Genomic DNA, 18,698 nt, shown 5'->3' on the forward strand with positions numbered 1-18,698 from the left:
TCAGTGCGCGACGGCGGCGGCTGCCGCTTCGTCGATGAGCCGTCCGGTGCGGAAGCGATCCAGCGTCAATCCGGCATTGAACTTGTGCGGCTCGTCGCGGGCGATCAGGTGCGCAAAGAGATTGGCCGAACCCGGCGTCGCCTTGAAGCCGCCCGTTCCCCAGCCGCAGTTGACATAGAGCCCCGGAACCGGCGTCTTCGACTGGATCGCCGAACGGTCCGGCGTATTGTCGACGATGCCGCCCCAGGAGCGCATCATCTTCACGCGGCGGAACATCGGGAAGAGCTCGCAAATCGCATCAAGCGTATGCGTGATGATCTGCAGGCCGCCTGTCTGCGAATAGGAATTATACTGGTCCGTGCCAGCGCCGATGACGAGCTCGCCCTTGTCGGACTGCGAGATATAGGCATGCACCGTGTTCGACATGACGACACAGGGAAAGATCGGCTTCAGTGGTTCGGAAACCAGCGCCTGCAGCGGGCTCGATTGCAGCGGCACGCGCACGTCCGCCATCTTCATCACGGTCGTCGAGTGGCCGGCCGCGGAGACGCCGACCTTCTTCGCGCCGATGAAGCCGCGATTGGTTTCGACGCCAACAACCCGCCCGTCCGGTCCGCGGCGGATGCCGGTGACTTCGCAATTCTGGATGATGTGAACGCCGCGATCCGACGCCGCTCGGGCATAACCCCAGGCGACCGCATCATGACGCGCCGTACCGCCGCGGCGCTGCAAGGCGGCGCCGTTAATCGGATAACGCGCAGCTGCGGAAATATCGAGCGGGGGGCAATAAGCCTTCGCCTGCTCCGGCGTCAGCCATTCATTATCGATGCCATAGAGCCGGTTGGCATGGATATGCCGCTTGAAGGACTGCTGATCGTGGATGTTGTGCGAGAGCATCATCACGCCGCGCGGCGAATACATCACATTGTAATTCAGATCCTGCGACAGATTCTCCCAGAGCTTCATCGAATGCTCGTAGATGTGCATGCTCTCTTCATAGAGATAGTTCGAGCGGATGATGGTGGTGTTACGGCCGGTATTGCCTCCGCCGAGCCAGCCCTTTTCCAACACCGCGACGTTGGTGATGCCGTGCTCCTTGGCAAGGTAGTAGGCTGCTCCCAGACCATGCCCGCCGCCGCCGATGATAATAACGTCGTATTGCGCACGCGGCTCCGGCGAAGTCCACTGCCTCTCCCAGCCCTTGTGGCCCCTGAGCGCTTCCCGTGCCACGGCAAAAACCGAGTATTTCCGCATCCGCCTTCATCTCCTTCAGGGAAAGGCATTTTCTTCGTGGCCATACAAATCGCAAATCGAAATGCGGCACAACGTTTCTTTTGCGACGCGAACGGGCTTTTGTTTGACATGGGTGGAACAAGTGCTGATGACACTGAGGTTGCCGCATCCGCCCACCCGCACCGGATTAGTCCAACTAACCCAAGAGGGCAGGAAGACGAGACGCGAAATCACATGCTAATATTCCTATTCCTAGGGGTGTTCCCATGTCGTATGTGCGTCTTGCCGCAGCCACGGTGTTCAGCGCGGTGCTTTCCAGCTCCATGCCGGCCTCCGCAGCCGAGCAGGTTGGCCAGGCGGTCCGCATCAAGACGGAAGTGACCGGTCAAACGGGACCGCTGACCGTAAATGCCGCAGTCCATCGCGACGAGCGCATTCGTACATCGAAATCCGGTCTCGGCCAGTTTCTCTTCCGTGACGGCACCAAGCTTGCGGTCGGCTGGGGTTCGTCAGTCGTCATCGACAAATACATCTTCGATGACTCTCAATCGGTGAAAAAGCTGAGCATCCGCGCAGCGAAGGGAACTTTCCGCTGGATCAGCGGCAGTTCGAAATCGTCCGCCTACCAGATCCTGACACCTGCGGGCACGATCGGCGTGCGTGGCACCGCCTTCGATTTCTATGTCGGCCCGGATGGAACGACGGCCGTCGTCATGCTGAATGGCGCCGCCCAGTTTTGCGGCCCGGGCGGCTGCCGGCAACTGACACGCCGTTGCGACTGTGTCGTTGCGACACCCAACGGCAACATGACGGATGTGGCGCGCGTAAACCAGGGCGTCCTTCGAAGACTGGGAACGCCACGCGCCCTCCCATTCCTTTCCGGCAGTCAGTCGCTTTCCGGCATGATGGGCGGCGGCTGCGGATTGACGGCGGCACTGCAGCGGCCCGATAACCTTCAGCGCCAGGTGCCGGCCGTCTCGCCTCCGGAACCGAAGCCGGAGAAACCGAATAAACCTGACAAGCCGGATAAGCCCGATAGACCACACAAACCCGACAAACCCGACAGGCCGCATAAGCCGGACAAGCCCGACAAGCCCGACGGGCCGCATAAGCCGGACAAGCCGCATGACCACGACAGGCCGCATAAATCACATGATCACCACCGGGGCGATCACGACAGAGACCGCGACAAGGGCGACCATCACTATGGCAAGGACCGCGATAGGGATCGCGGCGAACGGAACCACCATCGCTGATAGGTCATTCTGCGGGACGCGCTTCCTCAGAAATCGGTTCATCACGGAAATGATCGGCCCTGCGGGAAATCCGGCGATAAAATTCCGCCAGGCCGGGAGCGATCATTTTGGTCTTCAACCTGATGGCACTGACGATCCTGCGCGTGTCGGGCGAGCGCGAGCGAAATGCCTCGACAAGCTGATTGTGGAGCTGCCGCAGCTCTGCAAATTCGGCCGATTGCGTCACGCGCTCATCCCCGACGACGGCGAATAGGCGCGTCAGGCTGCTCTTTCCCTTCAGGCCGATGGTGCCCGCCTCAAGCAGCGCAGCACCTAACTGCAGCCGCGCTGTGTCCTCCGAAATCAGAATATCGAAGCCGATTTCCTTGCAGGAGGATTCGATCCGCGCAGCAACGTTCACGGCATCGCCGACGGCCGAGTAATTGAAGCGCGTTTCGGCTCCCATATTTCCGACACAGGCAACACCGGTATGGATACCGATGCCGATGCCCACCGGTTGATCCTTGCCAAAGCCGAAGGCATCGGCAGCATTGAGCTCGGCAAGCGTTTCCCGCATGGCCAGAGCGGCGCGCACCGCCTTCGTCTCGTGATCGGCGACATCGACTGGCGCATTCCAGAAGGCCATGATCGAGTCGCCGATGAACTTGTCGAGCGTGCCCTCATTGGCGACGACATGGCGGCTCAGTGCGTCGAGCAGCGTGTTCAGGAATCCGACCACGGCCCTCGGCGTAAGCCGCTCACTGATTTCGGTGAAATGACGCACGTCGACGAACATGACCGTTAGTTGCCGATCGTCGCCGCCAAGGCGCAGTGCGTCGCGCGTATGCTCGATACGATAGAGAAGCGATGGTGACAGATATTGCCCGAAGGCGCGGCGAACCTCGCGCCGTTCCCGGTCGATCACCAGAATGCGGAACGACGTCGCGGCGAAATGCGTCACTGATCCGCTGATGATCGGAGCCAACGGATCGAAAAGAAGCCCGGCGTAGGAAAAGCAGAGCCACGAGGCGACAACAGCAAGCGCAGTAATCGCCAAACCACAGGCTAGGGCTACCGCCGGGCTAACGAAGGTCGTCAGGATCACCAAAAGGCTGCCAAGCACTGCGATGGCGAATATCTCCAGGCCATCCGCCCAGTCCGGCCGCGACAGATAGCGGCCGTTCAAAATCTGCTCGAGGGTCTGCGCGTGCAGCGAAACCCCCGGCACATTTTCTCCAAGCGCCGTGACACGGATATCCTGCAGCCCCGCGGCCGATGTGCCGATAAAGACGATACTTCCGTTTATCGCCGCGCTGACTTCGGCCGAGGCACCTTTTTCTGCAAGCACATGCCGCGCGGAGACATATCTCTCCGCACGGTCTGGGCTGACATAGAGCCATAACTCGCCGGCCGCCGTCACGGGGACGACAAAATCGCCTGTCTTGACTGAGACCATGACGCCGGCCGCATCCGGAGCACCCGCCAGCACATAGGTCGAGACACCCTGCGCAACACGCAGTGCCTCCAGCGCCAGATTCGGATAAAGCTGCTCCCCATCCGTCAGAAACAGCGGAACTGCCCGCACGACCGACGAAGAGCTGCCCGGATTGAGACTGATATGACCGATGCCGGCGGCGTTCGCTTCAAGGCGCGGACGTAACGGCGTTGCGGCATTGATATGCGGGGGTGCGCCGACGGGACTCTCGCCGGTGAAGGCGAAGCCTGCCTTGACGGACGGGCGATAGGTTCCCTCGTTGGTCAAGCCGAAGCCGAGCACGACAGGCTTATCGGCAATAGTATCGGCGAAAATCTCGTCATTGTCGGGCAATTGCGACAGCAGCGACGGATCGATGCCGGGCACATTGCCGACGACAGTACGTGGCGAAAGCCGGTCGGGCTCGGCAAAGAGAATGTCGAAAGCGATCGCCGCCGCACCCATCTCGGACAGCCTGTCGACGAGCAGAGCCAGCCTGTCTCTCGGCCACGGCCACTGGCCGAATTCGCGTAGCGATGCCTCGTCAATATCGATTACCCGAACCGGCAGCTCTTCGAAGGACCGCGGCGATAGGCGCTGGTATTCGTCGAAGGTCACATCGCGGATCGATCGCAGCAGCTGTGGATCGCTGGCCCGCAGCAGCGTGAGCACGGCAACAATCGCCAAGCCGATGATGACACCGATTTGCTGCGCGCGTGTCATGAACCGATGGCGCCCCCTACGCTGCAAGCCGCTGAGCAGCGAAGAAAGGCTACGCCGCTTTAGCGCCGAACGCCATCCTGTCGCAGAACTGGCACGCAGCATAAAGAGAGATTGTGTTGGAGCGCGTGGGAATCGGACAGGCAGACGCCTTCAAGGGGAAGGACCACGGTTTGCAAAGACCTATTGGCCGGCCGATTTGACTGAAACCTTGCGCTTTCTTTTCGGAGCCGGAAGTTCGGGCTCAGCTTCGGCCTGCCGCTGCAGACGGAGGGCTTTCAGCTTCTCCGTCTTTTTTTCACGCAGTTTTGCTTCGTCTGCAATAATCGCCCGCGCCGTGTGATCCGTGGCTTCCGCCTTGTCGCGGGCCGACATCTTCGTGGCGTTGAAGAATGCGTCCTTTGTGGCAGTCATTCACTTTTCCTTGGATGGTTCGCGATTTTGAAAACCACGCTCGCAAGCGACACTCAACGTGTGTTTGCGGCCTTTTTGGGCATCGGCAGCAAACCTTCGCGCTGCATCTTCTTGCGCGCGAGTTTCCGCTGACGGCGGATAGCTTCGCCCTTTTCGCGGGCGCGCTTCTCGGATGGCTTTTCATAGGCGCTGCGCGCCTTCATTTCACGAAACAGACCTTCGCGCTGCATCTTCTTCTTGAGAACGCGAAGAGCCTGGTCGACATTGTTGTCCCTGACGAGAACCTGCAAAATCTTATCCTTTCGCGGCAATGGCATGCCGTATCGTTAACGAGGGGAGGCGTTACTTTCGAACCTTGATGCTGGACGTCTTCAGCCAAGGCTCGGCATTGGAAGTTTGGGCTACGTGAGCGCCTGAAATCCGCGGCGGCGATTCGGTCGCATCGATATCAAGCGCTGTTATCCTGCGCTCGAAGTTTTCGGCCTCGAACCGAACACGGTACTGTACATGTCCATGGTCGTTCGGCAGGATGCCGACGACCTCGCATCGCCTGTCGGCAGCGGCCGTTCGGGTGAGACCGGACTTCAGCACGACAAAGTCACCTATTTTATAGGTCGGCTTTGCCTTATAGTTCGGCTTTGGCATCACGGTGCTCTTTCAAAATGTCAAAAAGGCCGGGCGTTTTACCCGACCTCTTCCCGTCATTCAGCCCGCTGCCAGTACATCCGTGGTCAGCCGTGGCAAATGACAAATCACGCGGCCTGAAGATTATCCGCTGCGTTCTTGCCGGACTTTTTGTCCCGGACGAGATCGTAGCGTACCTTCTGCCCGTCGGACAACGCGCTCATGCCGGCACGCTCCACGGCGGAAATGTGAACAAATACGTCGGTCGAACCATCGTCCGGCTGAATAAAGCCAAAGCCCTTGGCGCTATTGAACCACTTAACTGTGCCTGAATTCATGAACGATCTCCTTTCAATCGCTGCACTGCCGGGAAATTATTCGCCGGCTCTTATCGAGAGTTGAGAGGAAATCTGACAGAGCGCTCAGCGCGTGACAAAGGTCACAAGCAATATTCGATAGGCTCATATATAGGGGTATTTCTGCATACCGCAATAGCAAATGCATTTCTGGGCACCGCATCCGCCAAGCAGGCGGAAGGTTTATCGGCCATTTTTTCCGCAGATCGCCATATCAGTCTGGACTTCGTGTCATCGATCTGTTATCCCGCATCACCAATCGCGAGGCTCCGGTCGCGCGAACCGTATAATTTTGCCCTGGCGCTGTGCCGCCGCTGGTGTCAACCAAAACCAAAGGAACGTGATTCTCGTGCAGGTACTCGTCCGCGATAACAATGTCGATCAGGCTCTCCGCGCTCTCAAGAAGAAGATGCAGCGCGAAGGCATTTTCCGCGAAATGAAGATGCGCGACTACTACGAGAAGCCGTCGCAGAAGCGCGCCCGCGAGAAGGCCGAAGCTGTTCGCCGCGTTCGCAAGCTGGCTCGCAAGCGGGCACAGCGCGAAGGTCTGGTCGCACGCTAAACGGTGCCGTCGTTATTTCGACGTTTTCAGATGCATGTTGGCGGGGGCGATTACGTGTCGCCGCCGCCTTTTTATTTTTGCTGCTGAAGATCGCATATCCGATTGCCCCCGGATATGACGCATGGGGGAAGCGCACGAATGGCTGATTTCTTGTTCACCTCGCCCCGGTCCTTGCGCGCGCCGAAAGCGACGCTGCTGCCGGTGCTTGCAGTCCTTGGTGCAATCGGCCTTGCCGGTTGCCAGACCGACAACACCTCCGATGCTGTGATCCGCCTCGACAAGGCTCAGGGTTCCGAAGAGAACATTGCCTCGCTGACCTCGGTGATCAATTCCAATCCGCGTGATCCGGAAGCATATAACGTCCGAGGCTCGGCCTATGGCCGTGCCGGTCAGTTCAAGGCCGCGCTGAACGACTTCAATACCGCCCTGCAGATCAATCCGCGCTTCTTCCAGGCCTATGCCAACCGCGCGCTCGTCTATCGCAACATGGGCCAGCAGCAACAGGCGATCGCCGACTACAACGCCGCGCTGCAGATCAACCCGAGCTACGACGTCGCCTATATCGGCCGCGGCAACGTCTATCGCCAGGCCAGCCAGGACGATGCGGCATTCAACGATTTCGCCCGCGCAATCCAGCTCGGCACGACGGATGGCCGCGCTTATCACAATCGCGGCCTGATTTTCCAGAAGCGCAATCAGCAGGACAAAGCGATCGACGATTTCTCGAAGGCGATCTCGCTGTCACCGAATTCGCCCGAGCCCTATAACGGCCGCGGCATTTCCTATTTCGCGCTGAATGACGACGACAATGCCTTCGCCGACTTCAACCATGCGATCGAGCTCAACGGCAACATCGCCGAATCCTGGGCCAACCAGGCGCTCGTCTATGAGCGCCGCGGCGACAAGGAGAAGGCGGCCCGCTCCTATCGCCACGCGATCGGCCTGGACCCGAAATACCAGCCGGCCCGCGACGGCCTGGCCCGCGTCGGTGCTGCAACCAGCGGCTGATATCTGCAGATCACGGAGAAAACAGCGATGGCGGCGAAACGGCATGTGATCGTCGTCGGCGCCGGTATCATAGGCGCCTCGATCGCCTGGCATTTGGCGAAGGCCGGTGCTGCTGTGACGGTCATCGCCGAAGAAACCGGCGGCGTCGCAACGCCCAATTCCTTCGCCTGGATCAATGCCAGCTGGGGAAACCCCGAATTCTACTTTCATTTCCGGCGCCGCTCGATGGCGGAGTGGAAGCGGCTCGCTGCGGAGCTTCCGGGCCTGCCGCTTTCCTGGTGCGGCGGCATCTGCTGGGACCTGCCCCGCAATCAACTCGAAGCTTACGCGAAGGAGCACGGCGGCTGGGGCTACGGCATCAAGCGCATCGAGCGCAGTGAGATCTCCCGCCGCGAACCCTATCTCAGTAATGCACCCGATTTCGCCCTCGCTGTCGCTGAGGAAGGCGCAGTCGAGCCGATCGCAGCCGCGCGCATGATGCTGGCGGATGCCGAAGCGCGAGGCGCGAAATTCATCGGCGCTGCCGTTCGCAGCCTCATCCGTAGCGGAGATCACATTGCCGGCGTCGTGACGTCGCAAGGTCTGATCGATGCGGATCATGTCGTCCTCGCTTGCGGCGCAGGATCCGTTCCCATAGCCGCGTCAGCCGGGATCACGCTGCCGATTGACGCGCCGCCCGGCCTGATCGTTCACTCCCGCCCGTTCGAGAAACGGCTGAACGGCCTGGTGATTGCGACGGAACTGCATATGCGCCAGACGACCGAGGGGCGCATCATCGCGGGCAGCGACTTCGGCGGCAGCGATCCGGGCGAAGACCGCCAGGCGACCGCGGCCGCTCTCTTTGCAAAGGTCAAAGCCAGCCTTTTGGAAAGCGACGCGCTGACAATGGATTTCCTCACTGTTGGATATCGCCCGACGCCGCGAGACGGCTTCCCGATCATCGGCAATTGCGGCATCGGCGGCCTTTACATCGCCGTTATGCATTCCGGCGTGACGCTTGCTCCGTTGGTCGGCACGCTGGCGGCAAACGAGATTCTGTCAGGCGCAACTGACGCAAGCCTCCGATCATTTCGGCTCTCCCGGTTCGCCTGACGGCACAATTGTATGACCATTACAATTCTTCCGTCAGCATGTTTTAGTGTGTTGCAACCACTTTCCCCTGCCCCTAACATGTCCTTGCTTCGATAGCAGGCTATCGGGAATCCGAACGCGTTGAGGGCACTAACGGCGATGCAGTTTTTTGCTTTCGTAACTGTTTGCGAAAATCCGGCCGGGCCATTCGCCCTCGAAAGCCTGCAAAGATTATGCCCATGAGTCTGCGCACGCGGCTGTTTCCCAAGGCTTCGATCGGCACCTATCTGGTTGCCATGGCGGTCTCGATCGCCGTGCCGATCTTTGCTTTCGTCACACTCCTGCTTTTGCAGCTCGAGGACAATCAGCGGACGACGCTGCGGCGCGAGACGGCGCAAGACGCGCTGACCCTGTCTCGCTCTATTGACCGGCAGTTGCAGGACATGGCGACGACACTTCGTCTGCTCTCAACCTCGCCCGAACTCGAGAACAACGACTTCGCCTCGTTTCATGAGCGGACCGAAACGGCCCTGCGCGGCGATACACTCTACGTGATCGCCGTCGACCGAAGCGGTCAGCAGCTACTGAACACGCGCCGAGATTTCGGCACGCCGCTCAGCAAGACAGCCAATATCCCGGCAATGGAATCGGCCATCGAGTCCGGCCGTATCGAAGCATCCGACGTCTTCAAGGGAGCGACAAGCGGCGAGTGGGTCTACAATGTCACGATGCCGCTGGATGCAGGTCAAGTCGCGGCCCTGATCGTAACCCAGAACGCCAAGGACCTCGCCAGACTTGTCACGACCGAAGGGCTTGCGTCGGGTTGGTCGGCTGCGGTGATCGATCAGGGCGGCCATGTGGTGGCTTCGAGCGGCATGGCAAGCATTGCCCCCGGAACGCCGTTCGACACGCGCATCCTGCCGTCGCTTATCGCTTCGCGCGGCGTCTTCGAGGACGAGGATATTCTGCCGAATCAACTCCTCGGTTATGCCCAAATTCCCGGCTGGTCCTGGAAAACGGTGGTCTGGGGACCGGTTGCCACGGCGCAGGCATCGATCCTCACGACATGGCGTTTCCTGATCGTCGGCGGCATCGCATTGCTTCTGGTCGCCGTGCTCGCGGCCTATGCCGTGGCGCGGCAGGTGCGCACTACGATCCGCGATATCGCCGACATGGCAAGCAGCATGGGCGAGGGCCAAATCGTGGCGCCGATCGATACCAGCGTCATCGAGGCAAACCAGGTCGCCGTTGCTCTGTCCAATGCCTCGTTCGATCGCAGCCAGACGGAAGACCGTCTGCATTTCATTATGCATGAGCTCGTGCATCGAACGAAGAACCTGCTCACGCTGGCCCAGGCAATGATGCGCCAACTCGCCAAACAGGCCGACAGCGTCGAAGGCTTCCAGTCGGCCGTTTCCGATCGCCTCGACGGGCTCGTCCGTTCGATCGAGCTTTTGACAAGCGAGCAATGGTCCGGTGCCTCGCTCCGCCGGGTCATCGACATTCACCTGGAGGCCTTCCCGCAGGCGGCAGAACAGCTTGAGATTTCCGGAGAGGATTTTGTGGTCAAGCCGGAGGCGGTCCAGAACCTCGGCCTGACGCTGCATGAACTGGCTACCAATTCGGTGAAATACGGTGCGCTTTCAGTGCCGCAGGGCCGCGTCTCCTTCTCCTGGGCGAATATCCAGGTCGAGGATCAGTCCGAGGCAATGCTCCGTTTTATTTGGGAGGAACGGAACGGTCCCGAAGTCGCTACTCCGTCCCGCTCCGGCTTTGGAACCACTGTCATCAAGACGCATGCTGCAGCGGCCTTCCGCGGATCGGTGCAGGTAGACTACCTGCCGCAGGGCCTGATCTGGACCCTGACAGCACCGCGTAGCGCGCTGGAGCGCGAATAACGGCCGGAACAATCAAAAGGATCAATTCGTTTCCGATAGGTCATCCGAAAGGAGAACGGCCATGTTCAAGCACATGATGATCGCAGCAACGGCAGCGGCGGCAGCAGTCTTTGCAAGCCCGGCAGGCGCTGCGAACTATATCAGCCTCGGCCGTCTGGTCTGCGGATCGGAAGGCAGTCAGGGGCTGATTATCACTTCGCAGAAGAATCTGATCTGCACCTACACGCCTGCCGGAGGCGGCCCGAAAGCCGTCTATGCCGGCAAGATCGAGAAATTTGGCCTGGATATCGGCGAGACCGGCAAAAGCGTTATGATCTGGCAGGTTCTTGCCAAGACCGGCACAAACATTCCGGAATTTGCACTTGCCGGTGAATACTACGGGATCGGCGCCGATGCCAGCCTGGGCGCAGGTGCCGGTGCCAAGGTGATCGCCGGTGGCACCAACAAGGCTTTCATGCTGCAACCGCTGAATGTGCAGGCCCAGGAGGGCCTCAATCTCGCAATCGGCGTGGAGAAAATGACGCTGGCGCCCGCTGCTACCTGACAAGGTCGGCGGAGATGGAAAAAGGCTCGCTTAGGCGGGCCTTTTTCTTCGGCTGGCATCGCTTGAAATAAAAGCCCGGCTCGAAGCCGGGCCTTGGCTCAGTGGCCGATCGCTTTGTTGATCTCCTCGGTGACCTTCTTTGCATCGCCGAGCAGCATCATCGTGCCATCCTTGTAGAACAGCGTATTGTCGATGCCCGCATAGCCGGAGCCGAGCGAACGCTTGACGAAGAGGCAGGTCTTGGCCTTGTCGACATCGAGGATCGGCATGCCGTAGATCGGCGAGGTCTTGTCATCGCGCGCCGCTGGATTGGTGACGTCGTTGGCACCGATGACATAAGCGACATCGGCTTGGCCGAAGTCGGAGTTGATGTCTTCGAGTTCGAAGACCTCGTCATAAGGCACGTTCGCTTCGGCCAGCAGCACGTTCATGTGGCCGGGCATGCGGCCGGCGACCGGATGAATTGCGTATTTGACCTCGACGCCGGCCTTCTTGAGATTGTCGGCCAGCTCGCGAAGCGCGTGCTGCGCCTGGGCAACCGCCATGCCGTAGCCCGGCACGATAATGACCTTGGAAGCGTTCGCCATCAGATAGGCGGCATCCTCTGCCGAGCCGAGCTTGACGGTCTTGTCGGAATTGTCCGCAGCCCCTGCAGAGGTCTCGCCACCGAAGCCGCCGAGAATGACGGATATGAACGAGCGGTTCATGCCCTTGCACATGATGTAGGACAGGATCGCACCCGAAGAGCCGACCAGCGCACCGGTGATGATCAGAGCGAGATTGCCGAGCGTGAAACCGATACCGGCTGCCGCCCACCCCGAATAGGAGTTCAGCATGGAGACGACGACCGGCATGTCGGCGCCCCCGATCGGCACGATCAGCAGCACGCCGAGCGCCAGCGAAAGCGCCACGACCGCCCAGAAATCGAAATGGCTTTCGGTTGCGCGAGCCCGATGATGAAGAAGACGATCAGCACCAAAAGCGCGATGTTGATGATATGCCGGAAGGCAAGCAGGATCGGCTTGCCGGACATGCGCCCGTCAAGCTTCAAAAAAGCGATGATCGAGCCGGTAAAGGTAAGCGCCCCGATCGCGGCGCCGATCGCCATCTCGATACGCGCCTCGCCATGGATCGAGCCGATATCGCCGATGCCGAAGGAGGCCGGTGTATAAAGCGCGGAGGCGGCAACCAGCACGGCGGCCAGGCCGACCAACGAGTGGAAGCCCGCCACCAGCTGCGGCATCGAGGTCATCGGGATGACGCGGGCGATATAGGCGCCCGCCCCGCCGCCGATCGCCAGTCCGAGCACGATCAGCACGAAGCCGGCAAAAGAAGGCGTTGCCAGCACCAGCGTCGTGAGGATCGCCATCCCCATGCCGATCATGCCGTAGAGATTGCCCTTGCGGCTGGTGGCCGGATGGGAGAGGCCGCGCAGTGCCAGGATGAAAAGCACGCCGGAGACGAGGTAGAGGAAAGCTGCGATATTGGTCATTCGTCCGGCCTCACTTGTCCTTCTTGCGGTACATCGCCAGCATGCGCTGCGTGACGAGGAAACCGCCGAAGATGTTGACCGAGACGAGAACGAGCGCGACGAAGCCGAAACCGGTCGCAAGCCCGCTTGCCGAAATGCCCACTGCAAGCAGCGCGCCGACGACGATGACTGAAGAGATGGCGTTGGTGACGGCCATCAGCGGCGTATGCAGCGCCGGCGTCACCGACCAGACGACGTAATAACCGACGAAGATCGCCAGCACGAAGATCGCGAACTGGAAAATGAAGGGATCGATCGCCCCGCCGTTGCCGCACTTGCCGCTTCCGGTGCCTGCGCGGCCGCCGCCACGACTGCGTTGACCGCCTGGTCAAGCTGCTCCAGCGCCTTGTCCATTGCTTCACTGGCCATCAGCTATCCCCTTCTTCGTCCCGGCGAATGCCGGATGCACGACATCGCCTGCATAGGTCAGCATGGTCGCTTTGATGAGTTCGTCGTCGAGGTTGAGGACGACGCTCTTCGTCTCCTTGTTGAGCATGGTCTCGAGGAAGGTGACGAGGTTCTTGGCATAGAGCGCCGAAGCGCTGGCGGCCACCCGGCCCGGCAGGTTGGCGAAACCGATCACCTTGACGTCTTCGACATCGACGACCTCGTCTGCAACCACGCCCTCGATATTGCCGCCACGCTCGACCGCAAGATCGACGGCAACGGCGCCGGGCTTCATCGAAGCCAGCATCTGGCGCGATACGAGCTTCGGCGCAGGGCGTCCGGGGATCAGTGCCGTGGTGATGACGATGTCCTGCTTGGCGATGTGCTCGGCAACGAGGGCTGCCTGCTTCGCCTGGTATTCCTTGGACATTTCCTTGGCGTAGCCGCCCGCCGTCTCGGCTGCCTTGAACTCCTCGTCTTCAACGGCGATGAACTTGGCGCCGAGTGAGGCGACCTGTTCCTTGGCGGCGGGGCGAACGTCGGTGGCCGAGACCGCAGCGCCGAGGCGGCGCGCCGTCGCAATCGCCTGGAGGCCTGCCACACCTGCACCCATCACGAAGACCTTGGCGGCCGGAACGGTGCCGGCGGCCGTCATCATCATCGGCAGGGCGCGATCATAGACAGACGCCGCTTCAATGACGGCCTGATAGCCGGCGAGATTTGCCTGTGAGGAAAGAACATCCATGGACTGGGCGCGCGTAATGCGCGGCATCAGTTCCATCGCGAAGGCTGAAAGCCCTGCCTTCGCCATCGCGGCAATCGCCTCATCGTTTCCATAGGGATCCATGATCGCGATGACGACCGCGCCGCTCTTGTAGCCGGCAATCTCCGCCTCCGTCGGGCGGCGCACTTTCAGCACCACATCCGCGGTTGCCGCATCGCCAGCCGAGCCGATCCGCGCCCCTGCAGCCTCGAATTCGCTGTCCGGTATGCGCGATAAAACCCCAGCACCTGCCTCGACCACGATGTCGAAGCCGAGGTTCCCCATCTTCTTTACAGTTTCGGCAGACGCCGCAACGCGTGTCTCGGAACCGTTCGATTCTTTTGTAATGAAAACGATATTGCCCAACTGCCCCCTCCTCGGGTCAGCCAAACCACCGCGGGCTCACCGCTCAGGCCAAGCACCTATTCGAAAATTTCGGAAATGCCGCTCCTCGCCTGCTGCAGTCAGCGCAGCAGGACGATGCCGGCAACGAAGATGACGAGAAAAACCAGGAGGCCGCCGAGAAAGCCGCTGCTGGTGAAAAAACCGGCCGTCATGCCAAGCAGCAGGGCGATGAGGAACATCGTGCCGTATTTCGCAGCCGAAATGAACAGATTGTAGGTTTGTTCATGTTCTTTGTAGTCCATCGGCGCGCCGACTTCGACGGGTCCGTTGTGTTCTTCGGCCATGAAATTTCGTCTCCCTGAATGCCATGATCCCATTCAGGGCTTACACAAAGCCTGGGAAAAGCGCAATGCATGAGAATGCCGCAGCCGGTACGCTTTGCGGCATTTCATGAGCGCGGCCTCAGAGCGGCAGATCGGTGCCGAACTGGCCTTCCGGCACGAAGCGCGCGGTCGGGATGATGGTGAGCGATGGCAGCCTGCTGTCGGGGCCGCGGGAAAACATCATGCGCTGTTCGCTGGCGCTGGAAATAAAGAAGGGATAGCGCGTCAGAAGCTTTCGACCAACCTCGATCACATTCGTCGCCATCAGCGTCATGTCGATTCCGTAATTCTTCGCCAGCCGGCCGGGCACGATGGTATCTGCATAGAAGACCCGCTTGTAGAAAGCGGCATGCGGGGGCCGGCAAAACTGAAGAACGCGGTCGGCACGGAAATGCGCCGCCGCAACGATGCTTGGCCTCAGCGTCAGGTAGGGAATCCACGACAGGTCGGCGGTCATTTCCGGATCGGCCGCAAAGCGCGCTGGATCGATCAAGGTCAGCCCTGCATCCAGAAGCGAATCGATCGCCTCAGGAAAGGCGCCGGCGGACTGGCTGACGCGATGGTCCGGCGTTACATAGTGAAGTCGGACCGTGCTGACCAGTTCGCCGTAATAGTAGAGACCGAAGACATAAGCATGGCTATCGAAATCGGTATCGTCCAACAGCCCTTTTGGGGCGAGCGCCAGCACATCATGGGCCTTGTAGGCCTTCCATCGCAACCGTTCGACATCCTCCATGTCCTCGCTGCTTTCGATGCGGCGATATTCGACATTGTCCAGAATTTCGAGAAGCTTTCTTGAAAAGTCACTTGTATTCAAAGGGATTGACGCCATTGATGTTCCCGCCGTTAACGGGCCATTAATCATATCTGGGCGCGCAAAGAGCAAGAAGTATCAAAAGTTTCGGACGTATTTGAATTATTAAGGTTAACAGACCCGGATAATTGGGCTCGTGTTTCGATGGCGGCAATCCGGGCTCAGGCGACCTTGCTGCGGCGGCGCTGGGTGACGCGACGGCTGAGTGCTTGCGAAAGGATGCCGATCTCCTTTGAGGGCACCGGCGCAGAGAAGACATAGCCCTGCACGAGATCCGCGCTGCGATGCTTGTTGAGCAATGCCAGTTGCTCAACAGTTTCCACACCCTCGATGACGATCTTGAGCCCGAGCTCGCGGGCGAGATTGACCGTACCGCACAAAAGCTTCAGACGGCGCGTGTCTTCTGCGATATTGCGAACGAAGGAGCGATCGATCTTGACGATATCGAGCGGCAACGTGTCGAGATAGCTAAGGCTGGAGAAGCCCGTGCCGAAGTCATCGATCGCTATGGTGATGCCGTGGGAGCGCAATTCCGCGAGGATGGCGCGCACCGCCGCAGGCTCGTCGATGAGACAACTTTCTGTAATTTCCAGATGCAGCCGCGACGCCTTGAGGCCGGATGTTGAAAGCGCTTCCGAAACGACGGTGAGGATATCGTTGTCGCGCAGGTCGCGTGCCGAGAGATTGACCGATATCGCGATGTGGTCGGGCCAGGTCATGCATTCGCTGCAGGCCTTGAAAAGGATGAACCGCGTGATGTCCGATATGATGCCCATCTCTTCGGCGAGGCGGATGAAAACGTCCGGCGGAATGGCGCCTTTTTCCGGGTGGACCCAGCGCGCCAGCGCCTCGGCGCATTCGATGCGTGTCCCATCGGCTTTGAACATCGGTTGAAACGCGACGCTGAGCGCGCCCGCAGCCACCGCTTCGCGCAAGTCTGCTTTCAGCTTCTGCTGCTCGATGTAGCGGCCATCCATTTCGTGTTCGAAGCCGGTGATGCCGCCGCGCAGTCGTGACTTGCTTTCAAAGAGGGCGAGGTCCGCTTTGATGCTCCACTCCTCCATTGCAAATGCATTGCTTTCGAGGATCGCGTAGCCGGCGCTGAGCGACACCAGGAAGGTGACCTCGTCCACTTCATAATTGCCCTGAATGTCGGCATGCATCCGGCGGATTTCGGCATCGAGCGCTTCGTTGTTCTTGGCATGCGGGAAGAAGATGACGAACTGGTCGCCCATGAGGCGGCCGATGATGGCATTGCCTGCTTCGTCCTTGATCCGCGCCGCGATCGCGCAGAGCAGGTGATCGCCGGTGATGTGGCCGCGCATGTCGTTAACGTGCTTGAACTCGTCGATGTCGAGGACCATGAAACCAAGCGGCCCACGCCTTTTCGGGTGGCGCTCGATATATTCCTTTACGAGATGACCGAAATATTCTCGGTTCGGCAGGCCGGTCAGAGCATCGAAGCGGACCATATGCAGGATCTTCTGCTCCGCCTTCACGCGGCTCGACACATCCTCGAAGATCAGAACGGCGCCGCCGTCGGCACGACGCTTCGCGGAAAATTCCAGCGATAGGCTTTCAGGAAAATGGATCAGGGTGCGCGATAGGCCTTCCTCGGCAACCTGTGTCAGCTGCCGCAGGATCAGTTCCGGTTGCGAGGCATCCATGAAGCTATAGCGCGCGCCGTAACGCAGGACGGCACCGAGGTCGCGATCCTTCAACCGGTCCGGATCGCCGATCTTGAGAAGCTCGCAGGCTTTCCGGTTGATCACCTGGATACGGTTCGACGGATCGACCATCACGAGACCGTGCGGCATATTGTTGAGCGCAGTATCGAAACGATCGGCAATCAGCGAGATCTGCCTGTGAGCGATGACGTTCTCATAAAGGAACTCGCGCACGCCGTTCGCCATCGCCCGCGTCGTCAGCCAGAAAGGAATAAGGAAGATGGAGAGGATGCCGCGATAGAAATCCAACGCCATCAGGCTGCAGACGATCATCGGCAGGCAGCAGGAGAAAGTCTGCAGGTCAACTGCCAGCCGCGAGCCGTAGTTGCGGCCGACGACGGAAACCATGGTCGCCATGGTGACGGAAATGCAGGCAAGCTCCGCGAAGGAATCATGCACGACGAAGATGGCATAGCCGCTGCCGATGCCGAGGATGGCTGTAGTGCAGGCCGCACCGGCAACGAGAACGCGCTCCCAGCGCTCGATGCCGGCGCGCGACAGTTTCTCTTTTTCCACGCGATCGAACCGCCGGAAGGTGATCATGCGGACGCAAAAGACCAGGAGGGCGGCAGCCGACAGCAGCACATAGATGGAAGACTGTGTTTTGGCTGCAACCGCCAGGAAAGTTGCCACATGCACGATGACGCCGGCGAGCAGCGTCATGCGGTTCCCCGAAAGAGAACTCACAAACGACAGATACACATCGATAGGGACCCTGTTCGGGCTATGTGGTTTCATCCATACTTTCCCTGTGCGCCGGGATGATACGGGGAACCTTTTAAAAATTGATTGCCTTGACCCTATCTGTTTGGTTGTTTTTTCTAAAACCCAAGAGAGAATTTCAAGATTAATGGCGAATTTCACAGCTATGAAGTGAAGTTCATGGAAAAATGATCCGCGCTTAAGTTGCCGGTTGTACAGCCAGCATCTAAACCGCCGCATTCTATGTCTACGACTAAAATCCTATACGGCCGTTTATTCTTTCAATTTCGGAAACCGTAGTTTACACAAATTTCAAAAGTGAGAACTTGCCGCAAAGGCAGAGTAAGGGGAAAGGCATGCCGGCGTTTCTAAGCGTCAGCCGGCTGATCGACAGCGTCAGCCAATTCATAGGGAAAATCGCGGATTACATGGTGCTTGCGTGCTGCTTCATCAGCGCCGGCAATGCAATCGTCCGCTATCTGTTCAATTACAGCTCGAATGGTTGGCTGGAGATTCAATGGTATCTCTTTGCCTACGTCGTCGTGCTCGGGGCGGCTCATACGCTGCGCAACAATGAGCACGTGCGCGTCGACCTAATCTACGGATCGGTTTCCGACAGGGCCAGAATCTGGATCGATATCATCGGTTTGATCGTCTTCCTGATCCCGGCCTGCTCCTTCCTGGCTTTCCTGTGCTGGCCCTATTTCGTGATCGCCTTCCAGCAGGGCGAGATATCCGCCAATGCCGGAGGGCTCATCCGCTGGCCGGTCAAGCTTATTCTTTTCGCAGGTTTCGCACTCCTGGCACTGCAGGGCATTTCGGAACTCATCAAGAGGATCGCCGCGGTGCGCGGCTACATCCAGCTCGAAACGAAATACGAAAAGCCCCTGCAATAAAGCTCTCCGGG

General features: G+C 59.6%; 17 protein-coding genes and 2 pseudogenes. 7 read left to right on the forward strand and 12 right to left on the reverse strand.

From position 1 onward, the window contains the following. Positions 1-1,254: a sarcosine oxidase subunit beta family protein gene (locus tag ISN39_RS16280; protein ID WP_074069686.1), complete on the reverse strand. Its 1,254-nt coding sequence runs from the start codon at positions 1,252-1,254 to the stop codon at positions 1-3. 245 nt (positions 1,255-1,499) lie between these two features. On the opposite strand from ISN39_RS16280, the gene ISN39_RS16285 reads away from it, so the two are divergent. Next, complete coding sequence (locus tag ISN39_RS16285) at positions 1,500-2,489, forward strand: FecR domain-containing protein (RefSeq protein ID WP_194728206.1); 990 nt, start codon at positions 1,500-1,502, stop codon at positions 2,487-2,489. Positions 2,490-2,493: 4 nt separating this feature from the next. On the opposite strand, the gene ISN39_RS16290 is transcribed toward ISN39_RS16285, so the two are convergent. From ISN39_RS16290 to ISN39_RS16310, 5 genes are all read right to left on the reverse strand, one after another. Further along, positions 2,494-4,665, reverse strand: coding sequence for an adenylate/guanylate cyclase domain-containing protein (locus ISN39_RS16290; RefSeq protein ID WP_194728207.1), 2,172 nt, complete (start codon positions 4,663-4,665; stop codon positions 2,494-2,496). A gap of 180 nt (positions 4,666-4,845) precedes the next feature. After that, positions 4,846-5,076, reverse strand: a complete 231-nt coding sequence (locus ISN39_RS16295; RefSeq protein WP_039846116.1) for a hypothetical protein — start codon at positions 5,074-5,076, stop codon at positions 4,846-4,848. Positions 5,077-5,129: 53 nt separating this feature from the next. Further along, positions 5,130-5,366, reverse strand: a complete 237-nt coding sequence (rpsU, locus tag ISN39_RS16300) for a 30S ribosomal protein S21 (protein ID WP_022715889.1) — start codon at positions 5,364-5,366, stop codon at positions 5,130-5,132. 52 nt (positions 5,367-5,418) lie between these two features. Further along, on the reverse strand, positions 5,419-5,721 hold the full coding sequence (locus tag ISN39_RS16305) for a cold-shock protein (RefSeq protein WP_194728208.1): 303 nt from the start codon (positions 5,719-5,721) through the stop codon (positions 5,419-5,421). A gap of 107 nt (positions 5,722-5,828) precedes the next feature. Next, a complete protein-coding gene (locus tag ISN39_RS16310; RefSeq protein ID WP_028739741.1) occupies positions 5,829-6,038 on the reverse strand; it encodes a cold-shock protein in 210 nt (69 codons plus the stop codon). A 367-nt stretch (positions 6,039-6,405) separates the two neighbouring features. Between ISN39_RS16310 and rpsU (ISN39_RS16315) the strand changes: the two genes are divergently transcribed. From rpsU (ISN39_RS16315) to ISN39_RS16335, 5 genes are all read left to right on the forward strand, one after another. After that, positions 6,406-6,618, forward strand: coding sequence for a 30S ribosomal protein S21 (gene rpsU / locus ISN39_RS16315; protein ID WP_003585885.1), 213 nt, complete (start codon positions 6,406-6,408; stop codon positions 6,616-6,618). A 138-nt stretch (positions 6,619-6,756) separates the two neighbouring features. Further along, positions 6,757-7,626 carry a tetratricopeptide repeat protein gene (locus ISN39_RS16320; protein ID WP_194728209.1) on the forward strand — a complete coding sequence of 290 codons (870 nt, stop codon included), beginning with the start codon at positions 6,757-6,759 and terminating at the stop codon, positions 7,624-7,626. 27 nt (positions 7,627-7,653) lie between these two features. Then, positions 7,654-8,718 (forward strand): FAD-binding oxidoreductase, encoded by a 1,065-nt coding sequence (locus tag ISN39_RS16325; RefSeq protein ID WP_194728210.1) that lies wholly within the window; start codon positions 7,654-7,656, stop codon positions 8,716-8,718. Positions 8,719-8,936: 218 nt separating this feature from the next. Continuing rightward, a complete protein-coding gene (locus tag ISN39_RS16330) occupies positions 8,937-10,595 on the forward strand; it encodes a sensor histidine kinase (protein ID WP_074070434.1) in 1,659 nt (552 codons plus the stop codon). A gap of 61 nt (positions 10,596-10,656) precedes the next feature. After that, entirely contained in the window at positions 10,657-11,139 is a 483-nt protein-coding gene (locus ISN39_RS16335; RefSeq protein WP_194728211.1) for a DUF992 domain-containing protein, read from the forward strand. A gap of 98 nt (positions 11,140-11,237) precedes the next feature. Here ISN39_RS16335 and ISN39_RS16340 read toward each other — a convergent pair. The 6 genes and pseudogenes from ISN39_RS16340 to ISN39_RS16365 all read right to left on the reverse strand — a co-directional run bounded on the left by ISN39_RS16340 (position 11,238) and on the right by ISN39_RS16365 (position 17,827). Continuing rightward, positions 11,238-12,631, reverse strand: a pseudogene (locus ISN39_RS16340) (NAD(P)(+) transhydrogenase (Re/Si-specific) subunit beta). Positions 12,632-12,641: 10 nt separating this feature from the next. Then, a pseudogene (locus ISN39_RS16345) lies at positions 12,642-13,039 on the reverse strand (proton-translocating transhydrogenase family protein). Then, entirely contained in the window at positions 13,029-14,186 is a 1,158-nt protein-coding gene (locus ISN39_RS16350) for a Re/Si-specific NAD(P)(+) transhydrogenase subunit alpha (RefSeq protein WP_074069693.1), read from the reverse strand. The pseudogene ISN39_RS16345 and the gene ISN39_RS16350 overlap by 11 nt, the downstream one beginning before the upstream one ends. A gap of 98 nt (positions 14,187-14,284) precedes the next feature. After that, positions 14,285-14,509, reverse strand: coding sequence for an aa3-type cytochrome c oxidase subunit IV (locus tag ISN39_RS16355; protein WP_074062505.1), 225 nt, complete (start codon positions 14,507-14,509; stop codon positions 14,285-14,287). Positions 14,510-14,627: 118 nt separating this feature from the next. Next, complete coding sequence (locus tag ISN39_RS16360) at positions 14,628-15,380, reverse strand: hypothetical protein (RefSeq protein WP_194728212.1); 753 nt, start codon at positions 15,378-15,380, stop codon at positions 14,628-14,630. A gap of 143 nt (positions 15,381-15,523) precedes the next feature. Further along, positions 15,524-17,827 (reverse strand): EAL domain-containing protein, encoded by a 2,304-nt coding sequence (locus ISN39_RS16365; protein WP_194728213.1) that lies wholly within the window; start codon positions 17,825-17,827, stop codon positions 15,524-15,526. A 320-nt stretch (positions 17,828-18,147) separates the two neighbouring features. On the opposite strand from ISN39_RS16365, the gene ISN39_RS16370 reads away from it, so the two are divergent. Then, positions 18,148-18,687 (forward strand): TRAP transporter small permease subunit, encoded by a 540-nt coding sequence (locus tag ISN39_RS16370; RefSeq protein WP_074069696.1) that lies wholly within the window; start codon positions 18,148-18,150, stop codon positions 18,685-18,687. Positions 18,688-18,698: the final 11 nt, after the last annotated feature.

The organism is Rhizobium sp. 007 (assembly GCF_015353075.1).
Lineage (GTDB): Bacteria > Pseudomonadota > Alphaproteobacteria > Rhizobiales > Rhizobiaceae > Rhizobium.

Coding starts and splice junctions, on each gene's coding strand:
- ISN39_RS16280 (WP_074069686.1), bottom strand. CDS start 1,254: ATGCGGAAATACTCGGTTTTTGCCGTGGCACGGGAAGCGCTCAGGGGC.
- ISN39_RS16285 (WP_194728206.1), top strand. CDS start 1,500: ATGTCGTATGTGCGTCTTGCCGCAGCCACGGTGTTCAGCGCGGTGCTT.
- ISN39_RS16290 (WP_194728207.1), bottom strand. CDS start 4,665: ATGACACGCGCGCAGCAAATCGGTGTCATCATCGGCTTGGCGATTGTT.
- ISN39_RS16295 (WP_039846116.1), bottom strand. CDS start 5,076: ATGACTGCCACAAAGGACGCATTCTTCAACGCCACGAAGATGTCGGCC.
- ISN39_RS16305 (WP_194728208.1), bottom strand. CDS start 5,721: ATGCCAAAGCCGAACTATAAGGCAAAGCCGACCTATAAAATAGGTGAC.
- ISN39_RS16310 (WP_028739741.1), bottom strand. CDS start 6,038: ATGAATTCAGGCACAGTTAAGTGGTTCAATAGCGCCAAGGGCTTTGGC.
- ISN39_RS16320 (WP_194728209.1), top strand. CDS start 6,757: ATGGCTGATTTCTTGTTCACCTCGCCCCGGTCCTTGCGCGCGCCGAAA.
- ISN39_RS16325 (WP_194728210.1), top strand. CDS start 7,654: ATGGCGGCGAAACGGCATGTGATCGTCGTCGGCGCCGGTATCATAGGC.
- ISN39_RS16330 (WP_074070434.1), top strand. CDS start 8,937: ATGAGTCTGCGCACGCGGCTGTTTCCCAAGGCTTCGATCGGCACCTAT.
- ISN39_RS16335 (WP_194728211.1), top strand. CDS start 10,657: ATGTTCAAGCACATGATGATCGCAGCAACGGCAGCGGCGGCAGCAGTC.
- ISN39_RS16355 (WP_074062505.1), bottom strand. CDS start 14,509: ATGGCCGAAGAACACAACGGACCCGTCGAAGTCGGCGCGCCGATGGAC.
- ISN39_RS16360 (WP_194728212.1), bottom strand. CDS start 15,380: ATGGCGTCAATCCCTTTGAATACAAGTGACTTTTCAAGAAAGCTTCTC.
- ISN39_RS16365 (WP_194728213.1), bottom strand. CDS start 17,827: ATGAAACCACATAGCCCGAACAGGGTCCCTATCGATGTGTATCTGTCG.
- ISN39_RS16370 (WP_074069696.1), top strand. CDS start 18,148: ATGCCGGCGTTTCTAAGCGTCAGCCGGCTGATCGACAGCGTCAGCCAA.